At 64.9% G+C, this 19,060-nt stretch carries 21 protein-coding genes; 14 read left to right on the plus strand and 7 right to left on the minus strand.

Annotated features, from left to right (window positions below):
• The first annotated feature begins 30 nt into the window (after positions 1-30).
• The 5 genes from ACQR0Z_RS08885 (at position 31) to ACQR0Z_RS08905 (ending at position 4,043) form a co-directional block, all read left to right on the plus strand.
• On the plus strand, positions 31-876 hold the full coding sequence (locus tag ACQR0Z_RS08885) for an electron transfer flavoprotein subunit beta/FixA family protein (protein ID WP_434859290.1): 846 nt from the start codon (positions 31-33) through the stop codon (positions 874-876).
• 35 nt (positions 877-911) lie between these two features.
• Positions 912-2,018 (plus strand): electron transfer flavoprotein subunit alpha/FixB family protein, encoded by a 1,107-nt coding sequence (locus tag ACQR0Z_RS08890; protein WP_434859291.1) that lies wholly within the window; start codon positions 912-914, stop codon positions 2,016-2,018.
• A 19-nt stretch (positions 2,019-2,037) separates the two neighbouring features.
• On the plus strand, positions 2,038-3,345 hold the full coding sequence (locus ACQR0Z_RS08895; protein WP_434859292.1) for an FAD-dependent monooxygenase: 1,308 nt from the start codon (positions 2,038-2,040) through the stop codon (positions 3,343-3,345).
• Positions 3,346-3,387: 42 nt separating this feature from the next.
• Complete coding sequence (locus ACQR0Z_RS08900) at positions 3,388-3,684, plus strand: ferredoxin family protein (RefSeq protein WP_006609708.1); 297 nt, start codon at positions 3,388-3,390, stop codon at positions 3,682-3,684.
• A 152-nt stretch (positions 3,685-3,836) separates the two neighbouring features.
• Positions 3,837-4,043, plus strand: a complete 207-nt coding sequence (locus tag ACQR0Z_RS08905) for a TOBE domain-containing protein (protein ID WP_434859293.1) — start codon at positions 3,837-3,839, stop codon at positions 4,041-4,043.
• A 26-nt stretch (positions 4,044-4,069) separates the two neighbouring features.
• Here ACQR0Z_RS08905 and ACQR0Z_RS08910 read toward each other — a convergent pair whose 3' ends face one another.
• Positions 4,070-4,633: a DUF2478 domain-containing protein gene (locus tag ACQR0Z_RS08910; protein WP_434918362.1), complete on the minus strand. Its 564-nt coding sequence runs from the start codon at positions 4,631-4,633 to the stop codon at positions 4,070-4,072.
• Between the two features lie 121 nt (positions 4,634-4,754).
• On the opposite strand from ACQR0Z_RS08910, the gene modD reads away from it, so the two are divergent.
• On the plus strand, positions 4,755-5,621 hold the full coding sequence (gene modD / locus ACQR0Z_RS08915; RefSeq protein ID WP_434918363.1) for a ModD protein: 867 nt from the start codon (positions 4,755-4,757) through the stop codon (positions 5,619-5,621).
• A 36-nt stretch (positions 5,622-5,657) separates the two neighbouring features.
• Here modD and ACQR0Z_RS08920 read toward each other — a convergent pair whose 3' ends face one another.
• The 3 genes from ACQR0Z_RS08920 to ACQR0Z_RS08930 form a co-directional block, all read right to left on the minus strand.
• Complete coding sequence (locus ACQR0Z_RS08920) at positions 5,658-6,566, minus strand: sel1 repeat family protein (RefSeq protein ID WP_434918364.1); 909 nt, start codon at positions 6,564-6,566, stop codon at positions 5,658-5,660.
• Positions 6,567-7,068: 502 nt separating this feature from the next.
• Complete coding sequence (locus ACQR0Z_RS08925) at positions 7,069-7,614, minus strand: carboxymuconolactone decarboxylase family protein (RefSeq protein WP_434876457.1); 546 nt, start codon at positions 7,612-7,614, stop codon at positions 7,069-7,071.
• A gap of 2 nt (positions 7,615-7,616) precedes the next feature.
• Complete coding sequence (locus tag ACQR0Z_RS08930; RefSeq protein ID WP_434876456.1) at positions 7,617-8,171, minus strand: peroxiredoxin; 555 nt, start codon at positions 8,169-8,171, stop codon at positions 7,617-7,619.
• 582 nt (positions 8,172-8,753) lie between these two features.
• Here ACQR0Z_RS08930 and ACQR0Z_RS08935 point away from each other — a divergent pair.
• From ACQR0Z_RS08935 to ACQR0Z_RS08960, 6 genes are all read left to right on the plus strand, one after another.
• A complete protein-coding gene (locus ACQR0Z_RS08935; protein WP_434859297.1) occupies positions 8,754-9,800 on the plus strand; it encodes an ABC transporter substrate-binding protein in 1,047 nt (348 codons plus the stop codon).
• A complete protein-coding gene (locus ACQR0Z_RS08940; RefSeq protein ID WP_434918365.1) occupies positions 9,797-10,621 on the plus strand; it encodes an ABC transporter ATP-binding protein in 825 nt (274 codons plus the stop codon). The genes ACQR0Z_RS08935 and ACQR0Z_RS08940 overlap by 4 nt, the downstream gene beginning before the upstream one ends.
• Positions 10,618-11,463 carry an ABC transporter permease gene (locus ACQR0Z_RS08945; RefSeq protein WP_434918366.1) on the plus strand — a complete coding sequence of 282 codons (846 nt, stop codon included), beginning with the start codon at positions 10,618-10,620 and terminating at the stop codon, positions 11,461-11,463. Before ACQR0Z_RS08940 ends, ACQR0Z_RS08945 begins: the two co-directional genes overlap by 4 nt.
• A 34-nt stretch (positions 11,464-11,497) precedes the next feature.
• A complete protein-coding gene (locus ACQR0Z_RS08950) occupies positions 11,498-12,421 on the plus strand; it encodes an acetamidase/formamidase family protein (protein ID WP_434859300.1) in 924 nt (307 codons plus the stop codon).
• A gap of 27 nt (positions 12,422-12,448) precedes the next feature.
• A complete protein-coding gene (locus ACQR0Z_RS08955; protein ID WP_434859301.1) occupies positions 12,449-13,204 on the plus strand; it encodes an SDR family NAD(P)-dependent oxidoreductase in 756 nt (251 codons plus the stop codon).
• 121 nt (positions 13,205-13,325) lie between these two features.
• Complete coding sequence (locus ACQR0Z_RS08960; RefSeq protein WP_434859302.1) at positions 13,326-14,438, plus strand: mechanosensitive ion channel family protein; 1,113 nt, start codon at positions 13,326-13,328, stop codon at positions 14,436-14,438.
• A 7-nt stretch (positions 14,439-14,445) separates the two neighbouring features.
• Here ACQR0Z_RS08960 and ACQR0Z_RS08965 read toward each other — a convergent pair whose 3' ends face one another.
• Genes ACQR0Z_RS08965 through ACQR0Z_RS08975 form a run of 3 tightly spaced genes read right to left on the minus strand, consistent with a single transcriptional unit; the run spans position 14,446 to position 17,000 of the window.
• Positions 14,446-15,147 carry a DUF1045 domain-containing protein gene (locus ACQR0Z_RS08965; RefSeq protein WP_434918367.1) on the minus strand — a complete coding sequence of 234 codons (702 nt, stop codon included), beginning with the start codon at positions 15,145-15,147 and terminating at the stop codon, positions 14,446-14,448.
• A 7-nt stretch (positions 15,148-15,154) separates the two neighbouring features.
• The gene (locus ACQR0Z_RS08970) at positions 15,155-16,342 is read right to left on the minus strand and encodes an alpha-D-ribose 1-methylphosphonate 5-triphosphate diphosphatase (protein WP_434918368.1); all 1,188 of its coding nucleotides are present in this window, start codon (positions 16,340-16,342) and stop codon (positions 15,155-15,157) included.
• The gene (locus ACQR0Z_RS08975; protein ID WP_434876449.1) at positions 16,335-17,000 is read right to left on the minus strand and encodes a chloramphenicol acetyltransferase; all 666 of its coding nucleotides are present in this window, start codon (positions 16,998-17,000) and stop codon (positions 16,335-16,337) included. The genes ACQR0Z_RS08970 and ACQR0Z_RS08975 overlap by 8 nt, the downstream gene beginning before the upstream one ends.
• 186 nt (positions 17,001-17,186) lie before the next feature.
• Between ACQR0Z_RS08975 and phnC the strand changes: the two genes are divergently transcribed.
• Positions 17,187-17,996 carry a phosphonate ABC transporter ATP-binding protein gene (phnC, locus tag ACQR0Z_RS08980; protein ID WP_434876448.1) on the plus strand — a complete coding sequence of 270 codons (810 nt, stop codon included), beginning with the start codon at positions 17,187-17,189 and terminating at the stop codon, positions 17,994-17,996.
• Between the two features lie 80 nt (positions 17,997-18,076).
• Entirely contained in the window at positions 18,077-19,009 is a 933-nt protein-coding gene (gene phnD / locus ACQR0Z_RS08985) for a phosphonate ABC transporter substrate-binding protein (RefSeq protein WP_434876447.1), read from the plus strand.
• Positions 19,010-19,060 lie beyond the last annotated feature (51 nt).

The following is a 19,060-nucleotide window of genomic DNA, read 5'->3' on the forward strand; positions in this document are numbered from 1 at the left end:
TAATTGCAGGCCCTACACCGGAGAGATCGCATGCATATCGTCGTCTGCATCAAGCAGGTCCCGGACTCCGCGCAGATCCGCGTCCATCCGGTGACCAATACCATCATGCGCCAGGGCGTGCCGACCATCATCAATCCCTACGACCTGTTTGCGCTTGAAGCCGCGTTGCAGCTGCGCGACAAGTTCGGCGGCGAAGTGACCGTGCTGACCATGGGTCCGCCCTCGGCCGAGGATTCGTTGCGCCGCGCGCTGACCTACGGGGCCGATCGCGCGGTGCTGCTCACCGACCGCTTCTTTGCAGGTGCCGACACGCTGGCGACGACCTATGCGCTGGCGACCGCCATCCGCAAGATCAGCGAGACCTTCGGTGCGCCGGATATCGTGTTCACCGGCAAGCAGACCATCGACGGCGACACCGCACAGGTGGGGCCCGGTATCGCCAAGCGGCTCGGGCTGCTGCAACTCACCTATGTGGCCAAGATCAACGAGGTCGATCCGGTCGCGCGCACCATCGAGGCCGAGCGCCGCTCGGAAGGCGGCGTGCAGGTGCTCAAGACCAAGCTGCCTTGTCTCGTGACGATGCTGGAGGCGACCAACGAGATTCGCCGCGGCGCCATGGCCGACGCACTGCGCGCCGCGCGGGCGCAGATCGTGACCTGGAGCGCCAAGGACGCAGGCGTCGAGGACATCTCCAAGTGCGGCCTGAAGGGCTCGCCGACCATCGTCAAGCGCGTGTTCGCGCCGTCGGCACGCGCCGAAAAGGCGGTCTTCGTCGACTTCGCCAATAAGCCGCCGGCGGAGGCGCTGATCGAAGAACTGTTCAAGCGCCAGCCGAAGCTCGAAGCCGAACTGATTTCGTCGGCGCACGGCTTCTGACCAACGGCTTCTGACGGATCGAGGGAACGACGACCATGAGCGAACCCACCAAAGCACCGCCCGCCGCAGCCGGTCGCGCCGCGACCAAGAAGGAGCTGCCGGAGCATTTCAAGGCCTACAAGCACGTCTGGGTGTTCATCGAGCAGGAGCGTGGCCAGGTTCATCCTGTCTCCTGGGAGCTGATGGGCGCCGGCCGCAAGCTCGCAGACAAGCTGAAGGTCGATCTCGCAGCGGTGGTGATCGGACCGCCCGGAGAGGCCGTGCAGCATGCCGCGGCGGAATCGTTCTGCTACGGCGCCGATCTCGCTTATATCGTCGCCGACGAGGTGCTCACCGACTATCGCAACGAAGCCTACACCAAGGCGCTGACGGACACCGTCAACACCTTCAAGCCTGAGATCCTGCTGCTCGGTGCCACCACCCTGGGCCGTGATCTCGCCGGCTCGGTGGCGACCACCTTGCTGACCGGTCTCACCGCCGACTGCACCGAGCTCGACGTCGATGCCGACGGCTCGCTGGCGGCGACGCGGCCGACCTTCGGCGGCTCGCTGCTCTGCACGATCTACACGCTGAACTACCGGCCGCAGATGGCGACCGTCCGCCCCCGCGTGATGCCGATGCCCGAGCGCGTCGAGAAGCCCGCGACCCGGATCATCGAGCACAAGCTCGGCCTGGTCGAGGAGGACATCGTCACCAAGATCCTGTCCTTCATTCCGGACCGCGACTCCGCCAAATCGAATCTGGCCTATGCCGACATCGTCGTCGCCGGCGGTCTGGGCCTGGGCTCGCCCGAGAACTTCCAGCTCGTCAAGGGGCTGGCTGCGGTGCTCGGCGCCGAGTTCGGCTGCTCGCGGCCGCTGGTGCAGAAGGGCTGGGTCACCTCCGACCGCCAGATCGGGCAGACCGGCAAGACCATCCGTCCGAAGCTCTATATCGCCGCCGGCATCTCCGGCGCGATCCAGCATCGGGTCGGCGTCGAGGGCGCAGACCTGATCGTCGCCATCAACACCGACAAGAACGCGCCGATCTTCGACTTCGCGCATATCGGCATCGTCACCGACGCGATCCGGCTACTGCCGGCGCTGACCGAAGCATTCCGCGCGCGTCTGTCGCCGCATTCGCGCGACCGCATCGCTAGCTAGGCACCAGAGGAGCAGGGCAATGATCGAGGAACGTTTCGACGCGATCGTCGTGGGCGCCGGCATGGCCGGCAATGCGGCTGCGCTGACCATGGCCCAGCGCGGCATGAAGGTGCTGCAGCTCGAGCGCGGCGAGTATTCCGGCTCGAAGAACGTGCAGGGCGCGATCCTCTATGCCGACATGCTGGAGAAGCTGATCCCGGAGTTCCGCGAGGAGGCGCCGCTGGAGCGGCACCTGGTCGAGCAGCGCTTCTGGATGCTGGACGACAAGTCGCATGTCGGTCTGCACTACAAGTCGGACGACTTCAACGAGGAGAAGCCGAACCGCTACACCATCATCCGCGCCCAGTTCGACAAATGGTTCTCGTCCAAGGTCAAGGAAGCCGGCGCCACGGTGCTGTGCGAGACCACGGTAACGGAGCTGGCTCAGGATGCCTACGGGAAGGTGATCGGCGTCAGGACCGATCGCCGCGATGGTGAGATCCACGCCGACGTGGTCGTTTTGGCCGAAGGCGTCAACGGCCTGCTCGGCACGCGCGCCGGCCTGCGCGAGCGGCCGAAGCCGGAGAACGTTGCGCTTGCGGTCAAGGAGATGCACTTCCTGCCGCGCGAGACGATCGAGGCACGCTTCAACCTCAAGGGCGACGAAGGCGCGGTGATCGAGGCCGCCGGCACGATCTCCCGCGGCATGACCGGCATGGGCTTCATCTACTCCAACAAGGAGTGCATCTCGCTCGGCATCGGCTGTCTCGTCTCCGACTTCCAGAAGACCGGCGAGACGCCCTACGGCTTGCTCGAGAACTTCAAGCGGCATCCGTCGGTGGCGCCGCTGATCGAGGGCTCGGAGGTGAAGGAGTACTCGGCGCACCTGATCCCCGAAGGCGGTTACAACGCGATTCCCGAGCTCTGCGGCGATGGCTGGGTGGTGGTCGGCGATGCCGCCCAGCTCAACAATGCGATTCATCGCGAGGGATCGAACCTTGCCATGACCTCCGGCCGCATCGCGGCCGAGGCGATCTTCCAGGTCAAGTCGCGCCGCGATCCGATGACCAAGGCTAACCTTTCGCTCTACAAGAAGATGCTGGAGGAGTCCTTCGTCATCAAGGATCTGAAGAAGTACAAGGACATGCCGGCGCTGCTGCACAACCAGTCGCAGAACTTCTTCCTCACCTATCCGCAGCTCGTCTCCAAGGCAATGCAGAACTTCGTGCGCGTCGACGGCACGCCGAAGAAGGAGAAGGAGAGCAGCACGCTGCGCTCCTTCGTGAGTGCGCGGTCATGGACGGGCCTGTTTGGCGACGCCTTCAAGTTCGCGCGGGCGTGGCGCTAGTCGAGGAATGAACGAAGCAACCGAACCCAAGGGAGAACGGACATGAGCACGGATGTCGCAGTGCGGGTCGAAGACAAGCTGTTCTACAATCGCTACCAGGTCGATCCCGGCCGGGCCCATATCAAGGTCCGTCCGCATACGACGCCGAGCCCGCAGCTCAAGGCGCTGCTCAAGGCCTGCCCGGCGCGGTGCTATGAGCTGAACGATTCCGGCCAGGTCGAGATCACCGTCGACGGCTGCATCGAATGCGGCACCTGCCGGGTGATCGGCGAGGCCAGCGGCGACATCGAGTGGAGCTATCCGCGCGGCGGTTACGGCGTGCTGTTCAAGTTCGGTTGAGATTGGCAGAGGCCAGGGACGGCGTAGCGCATGACGCGTGTGGCCGTCCGGTCTATCCTATATCATAATTGATATAGGTCATTGAGTCCTTGTGCCGTCTCTGCTTACATCCGATCGCAGCAATGGAGCTGCGGGGGAATGAGGAGCGGCAGGTGAAGCTGAGCGCACGGAATGTTTTGCCGGGGACGGTCGTCTCGGTGTCCAAGGGCGCGACCACGGCCCATGTCAGGGTCGAGCTCGCGCCGGGATTGACGGTGTTTTCGGCGATTACCAATGAAGCCGTGGAAGAGCTTGGGCTCGCCGTCGGCGACACTGTGTCGGCCGTGATCAAGTCGTCCGATGTGATGATCGGCAAGTAGCGGCCAGCCTTATGCGCCGGCGCCGGTCAGCCGGCGGAGGTACGAACCGTGCTGAGGTCCAGCCACCAGGACTCCATTGCGGAGCGCGACGGGGGCAGCAGGGTGCCGAGATTGCCGGTGAAGGTCCGCCAGTCTTCGATGCATTTCTGCGGCACGGCGGTCAGCACCGGAATTCCGGACGTGATCGCGTCAGCGAGCTCGCCGCGCAATCCGCCGCCAGCCGATTCCTGCTTGGAGAACTTGTTCACCACGATGAGATCGGCATGAGCGGCGATGGCGCGATGGACGGCCATGCCGGCTTCGGCGAGGCCTGCGGAGTCGAGCTTGCAGGCGGTGGATCCGCTGCCGAGGTCCTGGCAGATCGAGATCGTATCGCCATTGGTGAGGTCGATGACATCCATTCCGCTCTTGCGGCCGATCTCGTCCCGCGTGTTGCGCTGGACGATGCCGCCGACGCGCACCCCGCGCTGTACCAGGCCTTGCACGAAATCGTCGAGCAGGGTGTCGGCGTCGTCGCCCGGTCCGTAGAGAATGGCCGCCAGGCGGGGCGGATCGAGCTCGGCCGGCTCGGCAAGTTCGTGCGGCGTCATGGGGCGACCTCGGATGGCTGTCGTCCTCCCGCCTGACCATGTTGGTCCGGCGATCGAGGTCGAGCAGCGCGCTGGAGATATATCGAGAAACGGTCCCGGGGACCAAGAGGAGATGTCGCGCGTGCCGACCACCGCTACGAAACAGGATCTCGAAGCGCTCCTGCGCGATGATGTCCCCTATGGCGACCTGACGACGGAGACGCTCGGAATAGGAGCCGAACCCGGCGTGATGCAGTTCGCTGCGCGGGGACGGATGGTGTTGGCGCTGGCGGAGGATGCGGCCGCGCTGATCGAGCTGACGGGCTGCCGCGTCGAATTGTTGTCGGGCAGCGGGACGGTGCTCGAGGAGGGCGCTCAGATCCTGCGCGCAGAGGGCGACGCTGCCGGCCTGCTGCGCAGTTGGAAGGTGGCACAGACGCTGATCGAGATCTGGTCTGGCGTTGCCACCGAGGCGGCCGCGATCGTCGGCGCGGCGCGTGCAGTGAAGCCTGGGATCGCCGTGGCCTGCACCCGCAAGAACGTGCCCGGCACCAAACCGTTCGCCGTTGCCGCCGTGAAGGCCGGCGGCGCGGTGATGCATCGGCTTGGCCTGTCGGAGACGCTTCTGGTCTTTCCGGAGCATCGGGCTTTTCTCGACGATGTGCCCTTGGCCGACATTGCGGAGCGGCTGCGGCGGGGAGCGCCGGAGAAGCGGCTGGTCATCGAAGTCACGACGATCGAGCAGGCGGTTGCGGCGGCCGTGGCCGGCTTCGACGTCATCCAGGCCGAGAAGTTTCCGCCGGCGGAGATCGGCGCGCTCGTGAAACGGGTCGAGACGATGGCCGCCTTGCCGAGGCGACCGATCATCGCAGCCGCTGGCGGCGTCAACGCCGGCAATGCAGCTGACTATGCCGCAGCCGGTGCCGATCTGCTGGTGACATCCGCGCCCTTTCTGGCGCGCCCGCGCGATGTGCAGGTGCTAATCTCGCGGAAGCCGCCGGCGGCATGATCGCGCCACGCCTGCATCGGAGCCTCGTTCGCGGCATCAGCGTACTGAGACGCGGCGGCTGGCCTCCGGCGATCCTTGCTCCGCGGCCTTGAGGTACCAGGTCCGCGCCTTGGCGGCGTCCGGGACGGCGCCGAGGAGCCGCGATTTGGCCAGCTCGACAGGATCGTAGGTGCGCGCCAGCAGCAGAGACGCATCCGCCACGCCGGCCTCCGACAGCCGCGTCAGGATCAGGCGCGCGCTTGCGACATCCCCTGCCGCCAGCAGGTCGCGACCGCGCTTCATCAGCGCATCCACTTCGTCGCGCGGCAGTGGAGCGACGGCGCGGGGCGGAGCTGCGGGAAGAGCCGGGGACAGATTGGGCATGGGCGGTGGTGCTGCGGCCGGGGCAGGCGAAGCGGGCGCCGACGGCCATGGCCGCATCGTGGTCTCGCCAGTCGAGGGGGCGAGTGCGGCAACGGTCTGCGGCGGATCCTCCTGGGCGACCTTGGCTTCCGCCGGGTCGATCTGGGCCAGGCTCTCCAAGACGGTGGACGGCATGATCGTGCTCTTGCCGCCCGGTGTCGCTGCGCCGTTGTCGAAAGAGACCATGTTCGCCACGATCATCGCGACGGACGCCGCAACGCCAATGGCTGCGGCGACCTTGATGATCCCGCCAAGCCGGGTGGCCTTGTCCGAATCGTCCGGCGGGAGCGGCATGACCACCGGATCGAGCTGGGCGCTCCAGGCGCGCCGCGTGTCTTCATCGTCGAGATCGAGCGCAGCGGGCCGGGCGGGAAGGAAGTTCTGCCGCGCGACCAGATGATGTGGCAGCGGCACGCCCTGCTCAGGCTGGTCCGACACCAAGCCGGCGTCCGCTTGATGCCGGCGCGGGGCATAACGGCGAAGCTCTTCGCTGGCCCAAGGCGGCGCCGGCTTGGCCTGATCGTTCTGATCTGGAGCACTCATCACTAGCCTCCGGTCTCCAACGGCGTTGCCGTGGGAGATAGCTTCAGGGCGTCGGGCGCGCACCGCCGGTCCGAAGTGCGCATCATGCGACATCGGCGAGATTGCGCCAACGCTTCCGTCGAGACTGACAGGTCCGATTTCCTTCCGACATGCGCGCCACCGTTTTCGCGCGCCCTGGTCACAATCGATGTTGCTTGGGCCCTAAGCTGATCAATGTTCTTGGCGGGAAGGGTGAGTTGGTAAGGCTATTTAGTGGAAATTTCCCGGCGTGTCACATGGATGAATACGCGCAGTGCGCGAGCCGAAGGAAAGCAAGACCGGGATGGAGATGACTATCAGGAGTATCAGGGTGCCGCAGCGTCTTCAACTTTGCCGCGAGGTCAGGGGCTTAGCCGACCGATCAGAACGGAGCGCGGCGGAATGACATGCAACTCATGCGCGAGGCGGGCAAAATGAAATGCGGCCGGACGATGCCGGCCGCATTCACAGATCGGGTCGATTTCTACTCGGCCGCCAGCGCGACGGTCACACCCGCGGCTTCGATCGCGACGGCAACCGACTGAATGATGGCAGCGAAGCGTACCGCGGTCTGGATCGTGGCGGTGGCAACGCCCGCGTCCCGAAGCACCTTCTCATGCGAGTCGATGCAGGTGCCGCAGCCATTGATGGCGGAGACCGCGAGCGACCACAGCTCGAAATCGGCCTTGTCGACGCCGGGATTGGCGATGACGTTCATCCGCAGCCGTGCCGGCATCGTGGCGTAGTCCTTGTTCGAGGCAAGGTGCACGAAGCGGTAGTAGACGTTGTTCATCGCCATGATCGCGGCGGCCGATTTCGCCGCCGTCAGGGCCGCCGGCGACAGCTGCGCGGCCGCGACCGCTTCGAACGCCGCCGTCACCGTCGGATTGCGGGTCGCGATCGCGCAGGCGACGAACAGGCCATACTTGGCCTGCGGCGAGAGCGTCTCGTCGGACGCCATGGACGACAGGTTCAGCCTGACGTCCTTGGCGAAGTCCGGGATCTGATCCTTGAGCTGCTCGATCGACATGATCAAGCGACCTTCAGGGTCTCGCCGCCGACCTCGCGGTTGCACGGGCAGAGCTCATCGGTCTGCAGCGCGTCGAGCACGCGCAGCGTGTCCTTCGGTGCGCGGCCGACGTTGAGGTTGGTCGCGTAGACGTGCTGGATCGTGTTGTCGGGGTCGACGATGAAGGTGTAGCGATAGGCCACGCCATCCGGCGAACGCACGCCGAGGCCGTCGACCAGCGAGCCCTTGGTATCGGCGAACTGCCAGATCGGCAGCTTGTGCAGATCCTTGTGGTCACGGCGCCAGGCCAGCTTGCAGAATTCGTTGTCGGTCGAGCCGCCGAGCACGACGGCATCACGATCGGCGAAGTCGCTCGACAGGCGCGCGAACTCGGCGATCTCGGTCGGGCAGACGAAGGTGAAGTCCTTCGGATAGAAGAAGATGATCTTCCACTTTCCCGGGAAGCTGGCTTCGGTCAGGGTCTCGAAGGCGCTCTCGCCCTTCTCCTCCTGCAGGTGAAACCCGGGCTTCACACCAACGATTTCGAACGAAGGCAGCTTACTTCCAATTCCCAGCATGTCGCACTCCAAGAAATTTCTGCGCTGCAATAGCGAGGCGCATTGTGCATTGCAAGCGATATGCCATTAGCTATCAACATCAATGCTTTGTCGGAAACGCAACACTCGTTTTGCGGATGTTGCGACTGCGAATAACTGCAGTGTTCGAGACCTGACCAGGAAGCGGGAAGCTCAAACCACCGCGTGCGATTCGTGACACTCGCGTGAATGCGTGGAGTGCATGCGGAAGGTGCGCGTCGCGGTCAGCGCACAATGAGGTTGAGGTGGCGGGCGTCGTGGCGCTTACGTGAGGTCTGGCGGCAGCGGCCCGCGATCCGAACGTGCAATTTCTTTGTGCGGCCGGAATGGCAAAATTGACATTATCGCCCTTGCTGCGATGCACGTTTGACCAGGGCGGCTTCGGAAGCGGCAGCAAGGTGACAAGGGCTCGGCAGCGCGCAGCGTCGCGCAGTGATGCCGGTCGCCGAGGCCCTTGTTTTTGTCAGCTTTTCAGCAGATCCCGTCTGTTATTTCGCCTTGCTGCGCGGCGCCCTGACCATAGTCTCCTCACGAACTTTCAACGCCTGGGAGGAGTTCTGCACCATGAGCGAACGTGTCTCGGCATCATCCGCGAGCGCAAATCCATTCATCGATCGACGTCGTTTTCTGATGACGTCTGCGGCGGTGGCCGCCGGCCTCAGCGCGCCTGCGCTGTTGGGCACCAGAACGGCTGCGGCGGCCGGCCTGAAGACGGTCCGCTTCAGCGAGGCCGTGCACAATCTCGGCTACATCAATCTCTACGTCGGCATGCATGCCGGCATCTTCAAGAAGAACGGCCTGGACATGCAGGTGAGCGCCGCGGGCGGCGACACCCAGACCTTTGCCGCTGTGCTCGGTGGCTCCGCTGATTTCGCCATCGGCGACGCGACCATGGCGCAGATCTCGCGCGAGAACGGCGGTCCCGGCGTCGTCGTCGGCACGGTCGTCCAGCGCGCGCACTATTTCGGCGTCTCCAAGACGCTCGAGCCGATCACCGATCCCAAGGGCTTCAAGGGTCTCAAGATCGTGACCTCGCCCGAGCCCAACACCAATTTCAGCGTCGCCAAGCGCCTGCTGGAAAAGGCGGGCATGAAGGTCGGCGTCGATGCGACCATCGTGCCGGTCAATCCCGGCACCGAGATCGCCGCGATGCTGGCGGGGCAGGCCGATATCGCCATCGCCTATCAGCCCAGCGTCGCCGCCGCCGAAGCGCAGGGCGCGAAGGTCGTGTTCGACTTCTCCAACTACATCGGCCCGTTCTGCAACACCGGCATCATGGTGTTGCCGACCACGATCCAGAAGGATCCCGAGATGGTGCAGGCGCTGGTGACCTCGTTCGAGGAGGCCTCGCGCAAGACCTACGCCGACCCGGCGTTCTCAAAAGAGGTCGCACGCAAGGAGTTTCCGGATCTGCCCGGCGAGGTCGTCGACAAGGCGATCGATGCCGAGCTGAAATACCTGATTCCGGCGCAGTCGGTCATCACCAAGAAGGACCAGTGGGCCAACCTGATGGAAATGCAGGTCTATCTCGGAAATGCCAAGGGCTCGGTGCCGTTCGATCAGATCATCGACAACTCGTTCGCTGAGAAGGCGATCGCCAGTCTCAAATGACTGAGGTGAGCGGTACGGTGCAAACAGGGCCGGGCGCCGTCGCGTCGCCCGCGCCTCCGCTCGTCGTCGAGCACGTGGCCAAGAGCTATGAGCTCGACGGTGGCCAGACCGTGCCCGTCATCGGCGATCTCAGCCTCACCTTGCGGGAAGGGCAGATCATCAGCATCGTCGGTCCGTCCGGCTGCGGGAAGACGACGCTCCTGAATACGCTGTGCGGATTGCTCGCGCCCGATGCCGGCCGCATTCGCTGGCATGGCCGCGAGGTCGCTGGCCAGCCGCAGAATGTCGGCTACATGCTGCAGAAGGATCTGCTGCTGCCGTGGCGGACCGCGCTCGGCAATACGATGCTCGGCCTCGAGATCCGCGGTGTGCCGGCGGCCCAGGCCGAGGACCGTTGCCGCGCGATGCTCGACCAGCTCGGGCTGCATGGCTTTGCCGACCATTATCCGTCGACCCTGTCCGGCGGGATGCGGCAGCGCGTGGCGTTGGCGCGCACGCTCGTCAACGAGCCGGACGTGCTGCTGCTCGACGAGCCGTTCGCCGCGCTCGATTTCCAGAGTAAGCTCCTGATCGAGAACGATACGGCCGGCCTGGTCCGGGAGGGCCGGCGCTCCCTGCTGCTGATCACGCATGACATCGAGGAGGCGGTCTCGCTGGCTGATCGCGTCATCGTGCTGTCGAAGCGACCGACCAGGGTGAAGGCCGTCTACGATATCGCCCTTGGCGGCGATCGCCGTGATATGATGGCCGTGCGGCAGACGTCCGGTTTCAGCGACTATGTCCGCCAGATCTGGGCCGATCTCGACGTGGTGCTGCAATGACGGCCGACATCGACAGTGCGCCGGCGTCCGCGCCGGTTTCCAAGGCCATGGCGGCGCCGGGCCGGCGCTGGCTGCGCCTGCGCAGCACGCTGGCGGTGCTGGCCACGCAGCTTGTCGTCCTCGCGGCATTCCTCGCCTTCTGGGAATATGCGACCGGTCAGAACAAGGCGGCGGCCTTCATGTTCGGCTCGCCGTCGGCGATCTTCAAGTTCCTGTCGCAGATGGCCATTGACGGCAGCCTGTGGCGCGACACCTATGTCACGGGCCTGGAGACGCTGCTCGGCTTCTTCGTCGGCAATTGCATCGGCACGGTGATCGGATTGTCGCTGTGGTATTCACGCTTCGTCTCCCGCGTCGTCGAGCCGTTCGTGATCGCGCTCGGCTCGATCCCGATCATCGCGCTGGCGCCGATCATCATCATCTGGTTCGGCACGGGGCTGATCTCGAAGGTTGCGATGTCGACGCTGTCAGTCGTGATCGTCGCGCTCGTCACCTCCTATAAGGGCGCGACCGGCGTCGATCCCGATCAGATCAATCTTCTGCGCACGCTCGGCGCCTCGAAGTTCCAGATCTTCCGCAAGCTTGTCGTGCCGGCCTCGCTCACCGACATCTTTGCCGGGCTCAAGCTGACAGTCGGCTTCGCCCTGATCGGCGCCATCGTCGGCGAGTTCATGTCGTCATCGGAAGGGCTGGGACACGCGATCTTCAAGGCGGGATCGCTGTACATCATCCCGAAGGTCTTCGCCGCGCTCGTTGCGACCATTGCGCTTGCCCTTGCGCTGACCTTCGCAGTCGGCAAGATCGAGCAGCTGCTGATGCCGTGGCGGCGGCAGCTGCGATGAAACAAGCAATCCGAATGGATGACAGGGAGTGATCATGTCAAAGCGCGTCAGTAAGGCCGGCAACATCAAATACGCGCTCTCCGGCGACGACGCCTTCATTGCGTCGGTCGAGCCGGGTGAGACCTTCGTGGTCGAATGCGCGATCAACGTCAATGACGGCACGATCCGCGCGCTCGGCCAGCAACTGGTCGAGAGCGACGTGACCTTGCCTTATGTCAACGGCGCCACCGGGCCGATCGAGGTGCGCGGGGCCAAGCCGGGTGACATGCTGCGGCTCGACATCCTCGACATGGAGCTCGACCGGCTCGGCTTCACCGCGCTGTGGCCGGGGATCGGCATGTTCCCGGATTGGGTCCGGCGCAAGGAGTTCGGCATCCAGACCCGCGTGGTCGAGGTCAAGGATGGCCAGGTGCTGTGGAACGAGCACGTCAAGCTGCCGGTGCGGCCGATGATCGGCGTCGCCGGCGTGGCGCCGGTGCATGGCGCGGTGCTGACGGTCGATAACGGTCCGCACGGCGGCAATCTCGACGTCCAGGAGATCACGTCAGGCAATTCGGTGTTCTTCCGCGTGAACAAGGACGGCGCGCATCTCTTCCTCGGCGACTGCCACGCGATCCAGGGCGATGGCGAAGCCAACGGCATGGGCGCGATCGAGATCGCGGCCAACCTCACCGTCAAGGTCTCGCTCGCCAAGGCGCCCGCGCGCCTGAACCATCCGAGGATCGAGACGCCGACGCACATCTGCACGCTCGGCTGCGCGCGTCCCCTGGAGGACGCGATGCGGACCGCGTTCGAGGAGATGATCAACTGGCTGGAAGACGACTGGAAGATTCCGGCGCCGGAGGCCTACATGCTGCTCGGCCAGATCGCCGAGGCGCGCTGCACCCAGGTGGTCAATCCGAAATACACCTACATCTGCAAGGTCAACAAGGCCTTGCTCGCTGGCTATCACGGCTGACGCCGTACATTCGAAAAGGAGAACATCATGGATCTGGGATTGGCCGGCAAGAGCGTGCTGATCACGGGCGGCAGCAAAGGCATCGGGCTTGCGATCGCCGAGCTGTTCGCCGCCGAGGGCGCCAACGTCGCAATCTGCGCGCGCGATGCAGAGGCGGTCGGCAAGGTCGTGACGAAGCTCGCGGCCAAGGGCGTCAAGGCGTGGGGGCAGGGCATCGACGTCGCCGATCCCGTGGCGCTCAAGGGCTGGGTGGATGGCGCGGCGAAGCAGTTCGGCGGCGTCGACAGCTTGATCTGCAACGTCAGTGCGCTCGCCGTCGGCGACACGCCGGAGACTTGGGACAAATCCTTCCGCGTCGATATGATGCACACCGTCAACTCGGTCGCGGCGGCCGTTCCCTATCTGGAGCAGTCGACATCGGCCTCGATCAGCATCATCTCCAGCGTGTCTGGCTTCGAGGTCGACTTCGCCGCGGGATCGTATGGCGCCATCAAGGGCGCTCTGATCCATTATGCGAAGGGGCTTGCGCATCAGCTCGTGAGCAAGGGTATCCGCGTCAACGCCGTTTCTCCCGGCAACACCTATTTCGAAGGCGGCATCTGGCAGAACATCGAGAACGGATCGCCCGATCTGTTCAAAATGGCGATGGGTCTGAATCCGACGGGACGCATGGGAACGGCCGAAGAGGTGGCCTATGGCGTGGTGATGCTGGCGAGCCCGCTGGCGAGCCGTATCTCGGGAACCAACCTGATCGTCGACGGCGCCTTGACCAAGGCGGTTTAGTTCCTCGCGCATCCGGCAGACGAGCCATGCAGCATGTGGATGCTGCACTGCGGCTGCCGTCCGACTCTCCCGGCGGTCTCGGGCGTTGAGAGCGCTCGAGATCCCCAAGGGAGAGCAAGGCATGCAGGCACTCGTGCAGCAGCTATCCGGACTGTTTCCGGACTGGATGGTCGGACCGGCCTTGATCATCGGGGCCATTCTCGGCGCGCTGCTGGTCTATAGCGTCGCGCGCGCTTTGGTGAAGCGCGCGATCGGCGCACAGAACTCGATCCTGTTTCCCATCCTGCAGAGAACCGCGGGTCCCGCGCGTCTCGCGCTTTGCCTGGTGGCCGTGGCGCTGGTGCTGCCGCTCGCGCCGTTGAACGAAGGCTGGCGCCGCGCGCTGGCGCATCTGTTCGTGGTGACGACCATCGCGCTGATCGGATGGATCACCATCCGTGTCGTCGATCTCGTGTCGACCCGATATGTCAAACGCTTTCGCGACGACATCGCGGAGAATTTCCTCGCGCGCAAGCATGTGACGCAGGTCCGCGTCTTCAAGCGCGTCATCGACACGCTCATCATCATCGTCGCCGTTTCGGCTGCGCTGATGACCTTCGATTCCGTCAGGCAATACGGCGTCAGCCTGTTCGCATCGGCCGGCGCGGCCGGTCTGATCGTCGGTCTCGCCGCGCGGCCGTTGCTCAGCAACCTGATCGCCGGCGTCCAGATCGCCGTGACGCAGCCGATCCGCATCGAGGATGCCGTGATCATCGAGAACGAGTGGGGCTGGGTCGAAGACATCGCCTCGACCTATGTCGTGATCCGGCTGTGGGACTGGCGCCGCATGGTGGTGCCGCTGTCCTATTTCATCGAGCGTCCGTTCCAGAACTGGACGCGCGATGCGGCTTCGTTGATCGGGTCCGTGGTGCTGCACGTGGACTACCAGGCGGATGTGCCGCGCATCCGGAAGCAGTTGGAGAAGGTCGCGAAGGAGTCGAAGATCTGGGACGGCGCGGTGGTCAATCTTCAAGTCGTCGACACCAATGCGCGCACGATGGAGCTTCGGGCGCTCGTCAGCGCGCGCAATGCGCCGCAGGCCTGGGACTTGCGCTGCGAGGTGCGCGAGAAGCTGATCGCCTTTCTGCAGCGGGAGATGCGCGAAGCCCTGCCGCGCGACCGCGCCGATATCTCTCCGCCGCTGTCGCTGTTCAATCCGCAGTCGCCGCCGCATTTCGCCGGCGCTGCGAATTGAAGGGCCGCTATCTCCCGGTGATCGGCCAGCTGTCGATGATGCTGAACCGGCTGCTCGCGCTCGGCTGGCGGAACAGCGCGATACGGTCGATCGGCAGCGATGTCAGGCTGAGCGCCGCGAAACGGTCACGCAGCATCCCAAGGATCGGCCCGCGCCGATCGTCGGACAGGCGGCAAGTCAGCGTCATGTGGAAGCGAAAGTCTTCCATGACGTAAGGATAGCCCCAGCGATCGAGATGGTCTCGTTGGCGCGCTGAGAGCAGCTCCGGCTTGCGTCGGGCGCGATCCTCGGCGGTCATCGGGGCGCGGAACGGCTCGAACGCGCGCACGCAATCGGCGGCCAAATCCTGCAAGGTGGGTGACGCGTCTCCCGGGATCACCGCGATGAAGCCGCTGATCGCATCGACAACGGGCCGGATGATCGGAACGGCTCTCGGCACTGCCGCAAACGCCGCGCAGGCGTCGCGCAGCTCGGCCTCGGGACGTGTCTCGACCAGGTTGAACGGGGCCTTGAGGGTCGCGTGAAAGCCGTACTTCCGCGCGTCAGTGGTGAGGTCGCCCCAATCCGGCGCAGCATCCAGCACGCCCTCCGGAAAGCCGCGTTCCCGGGCGGTCCAGGCGTCGTAGCCCAGCAGGCTGGCACCGAACACGGTCAGCGCGGCGTCGGCCGCCGGCGTGTAGTAGATCGCATAACGCGGAAAACCGGTCATGTCCTGCTTACTCCGCCGCGACCGCTCGCGGCGTGGCGGCGGTGGAGAGGCGTTCGGCCTCTGTCAGGTGAACCACGCTGCCCGCCGCAACCACCGCGACGACACGGGGGCGCATCGGTTCGCGATCGTCGACGAGGAGGATGTCCGCGCGCTGGCCGCTCGCGAGCGAGCCTCGGTCCGGCAGGCCGGCTGCTCGCGCCGGGGCTGCCGAGATCAGGCTCCAGGCCTGCGCCAGCGGAAGGATGCCGTCGGCGACGAGCCGATAGGCGGCGAGCAGGGGGGCTGGATAATAATAGTCCGACGCCAGCACCGAGCACAGACCCTTCGCGATCATGTCGCTCGCCTTGGTCCAGCCGGTATGGCTGCCGCCGCGCACCACGTTGGGGGCGCCGAACACGATGGCGTCGCCGCCGTGAGCCGCCTCGCGCGCGGTGATTTCGTTGACGGGAAACTCGGCGATGGTGACGCCTTGGCTGCGGAAGGCCTTGCGCATCTCCGGGCTGTCGTCGTCATGTGACAGCATGCGCACGCCGGCCGCGCGCGCGGTCTCGGCCAGGCGGGCGATCGACGCCGGCACGGCATCGGCTCGCGAGGCGATGCGGGCCACCAGGATATCGAACTCATCGCCGGACAGGCCCGTGCGGTCGACCATGCGCTGGCGCTTATGCGGCTTGTCCAGGCTCGCGACGGTCGAATCCATGTGGTCGTTGAAGGCAAACAGATCGATGCGCCGGGCCGCGAGCAGCCCGCGGATCTCGTCCTCATCGTCGAGATTGTACGTCTCGTGGCGCAGATGAAAGCGCGTATCCGCCGCGAGCCGCGGCCGCAGCGCCTCGATTTGCTCCAGCAGACGGCGCGCGTTGCCGGCGCTGCGCAAGCCCGGCTCCCACGACCAGGTGGTGGCATGAAACACGGTCGTGATGCCGTTGCTGATGGCCTGGCGATCACTGTCGAGCAGCGCCACGTCGATCGGGAAATCCACACCCGCGCGCGGCATCATCTGCCGCTCGAAAGCGTCGCCGTGGATGTCGACGATTCCGGGCAGCACCGTCAGCCCGCTGGCGTCAAGCGCAAGTCCCGCTTCAGGTCGTCCCGCGTCGATCGCGGCGATCTTGCCGTCGGAGACGATCAGTGATGCATCGGCGAGACCGGATCCGATCAGGCACCGGCCGCGGAAAATCGAGAGATCAGTCATGGGCGGCACTCTGCCGCAGCGCGCGGGCGCCGTCGAGAGCGGCCTCGTATTTGTCCAGGAACGCGGTGATCTCCAGCTTGCGGAAATCCGGCAGCGCCCGGCGCAGCGCTTCGTGATCCCAATTCCACCAAGCGAGATTGATCAGGCGCTGCTCGATCTCAATCGGAAAACGGCGCCTGATCGGGCGCGCGGGATTGCCGGCGACGATCGTATACGCAGGCACGTCCTTGGTGACGATGGCGCCTGCTGCGACGACGGCGCCGGTGCCGATGCTGCGGCCGGGGAGAACGACGGCACCATGTCCGATCCATACATCGTGACCGACGGTGACGTGATGTTCCTTCCGCCAGGCGAAGAACTCGGCATCATCAGGCTCGCCGGGGAAATAGGCGCTGGCCCGATAGGTGAAATGCGATTGCGTCGCCCGGTGCATCGGGTGATTGCCCGGATTGATCCGGGTCATCGCCGCGATCGAGCAGAACTTTCCGATCGTTGTGTAGGTGATCTGCGCATCGTTGACCACGTAGGAATAGTCGCCCATCGCCACGTCAAGGAGGATGGTGCGCGCGCCGACCTCGCAATAGGCGCCGAGTGTCGCGCCCTGGAGTTTTGCGGAGGAATCAACGGTAGGGTCGATCGAAAGGGACTTGCCGGCCATCTCACGTCCTGTCTGTCTTCACGGCTCTGTCTAGGGTGCGCTGTATGACAGATGCATGACGTCTCCATGACGTTCGCAGCGGCGGACCTTGGATGTGGACGAGTGTCGCACCGCAGCGTCACTGTCACACAACTGTAGAATCCCGACGCTAGCGGTGGAGTCAAAGCGAGGCGTCTGGAGAAGTCCATGCTGGTGGTGGATGGTTTGACGTGCCGGTTCGGCGCGAAAGCCGCGGTCGATAATGCATCATTCTCGGTTGCGCCCGGCTCGTTCGTCGGTGTCATCGGGCGTTCCGGCGCTGGCAAGTCGACGCTACTGCGCTCCATCAACCGGCTGAGCCCGGTGAGTGACGGGCGCATCCTGTTCAAGGATCTCGATGTGACGGCGCTCCGCGGCCGCGACCTGCGGCTGTGGCGCGCGCGTTCGGCGATGATCTTTCAGCAGTTCAACCTGGTCGGCCGCCTCGACGTGCTGACCAACGTGCTGATGGGGCGGCTGGCCGAGATCCCATCCTGGCGCTCCCTGGCGCAGCTATGGCCGGCGCAGGACGTGGCGGTGGCCATGTCGGCCCTGGAGCAGTTCGACATGGCGTCCCTCGCGGCACAACGCGCCGATCAGCTCTCCGGTGGACAGCAGCAGCGCGTCGCGATCGCGCGTGCGCTCGTCCAGAACCCCGACATCATTCTCGCGGATGAGCCGATCGCCTCGCTCGATCCCCGCAATACCAAGATCGTGATGGATGCCCTGCTGCGCATCAACAAGCATTTCGGCATCACGGTGATCTGCAACCTGCATTCGCTCGATCTCGCCCGCAGCTATTGCGATCGCCTGATCGGCATGGCGACGGGACGGATCGTGTTCGACGACGTTCCCGCGGCGCTGACCGCGCAGATCGCGCGCGAGCTCTACGATCTCGAAGCGGATGAGGTGATGGACAAGGTCCATCCGGTCCCGGCCGCTGCCATTCCGGCGCTCAGCGAAGCCGCTGTCGCCTGACAAACCGATTTTGGTCACCTCGGATCTCGCATGGTGCGGGGGACGAGGCCTGTTTACTTCGTTCAAAAAGAGGGCATGTCATGATCAATCGTCGCATCGTTCTGGCCGGTGTCGCCGCGCTGGCTTTTGCCGGTTCCGCTTCGGCCGAGGATTGGAAGGCGAAGTATCCGGAACTGACCTTCGCGGTCATTCCTGCCGAGAACGCCTCAGGCGTCACCGAGCGCTGGACGCCCTTCGTCAACTATCTCTCCAAGGAGCTGGGCACCAAGGTGACGCTCCGCATCGCCAACGACTACGCGGCCGTGATCGAGGGGCAGCGCGCCGGCAACATCCACATCGCGAGCTATGGCTCAGCCTCGTTCGCGCGGGCGCGCCTGACCGGCGTCAAGATCGACGCCTTCGCCAACGACATCAACGCCGACGGCAGCACCGGCTATTACTCGGTGTTCTTCGTCAAGGCCAACAGCCCGTACAAGAAAGTCGAGGACCTCAAGGGCAAGAATTTGGGCCTGGTCGATCCGAACTCGACCTCGGGCAACAACGTGCCGCGCTTCGAGCTCAACAAGATGGGCGTGACCGACGCTGAAACCTATTTCAGCAAGGTCGTCTTCGCCGGCAGCCACGAGAACGCGATCCTCGCGCTCGCGCAGGGCACCGTCGACGTCGCCGCCAACCAGTGGACCAGCGACAACGATTCGACGCTGGCGCAGATGCTCACCAAGGGCATGCTGAAGAACGCCGACGGTTCGCCGATGAAGAAGGACGACTTCCGCATCATCCACAAGTCGGCGCCGATCATCAACGGCCCCTACGCCTACAATTCCGATCTGCCGGCCGAGCTGAAAACGGCGATCGCCAAGGCGTTCTTCGACGCCCCCACCAAGGACAAGGCGGCGTTCGATCGCCTGTCGGATGGCCAGAAGAAGGGTTTCCACCCGGCCACGACCAAGGACTGGGACGGCACGATCGATCTGATCAAGTTCGTCGACAGCCTGCGCAAGAAGGCGTCCTGATCGACATCCTTAACCACGCGGGAGCCGGGCCGGGCATGGCCCGGCTCCCTT

The organism is Bradyrhizobium sp. HKCCYLS3077, from assembly GCF_051167555.1.
Taxonomy (GTDB): Bacteria; Pseudomonadota; Alphaproteobacteria; order Rhizobiales; family Xanthobacteraceae; genus Bradyrhizobium.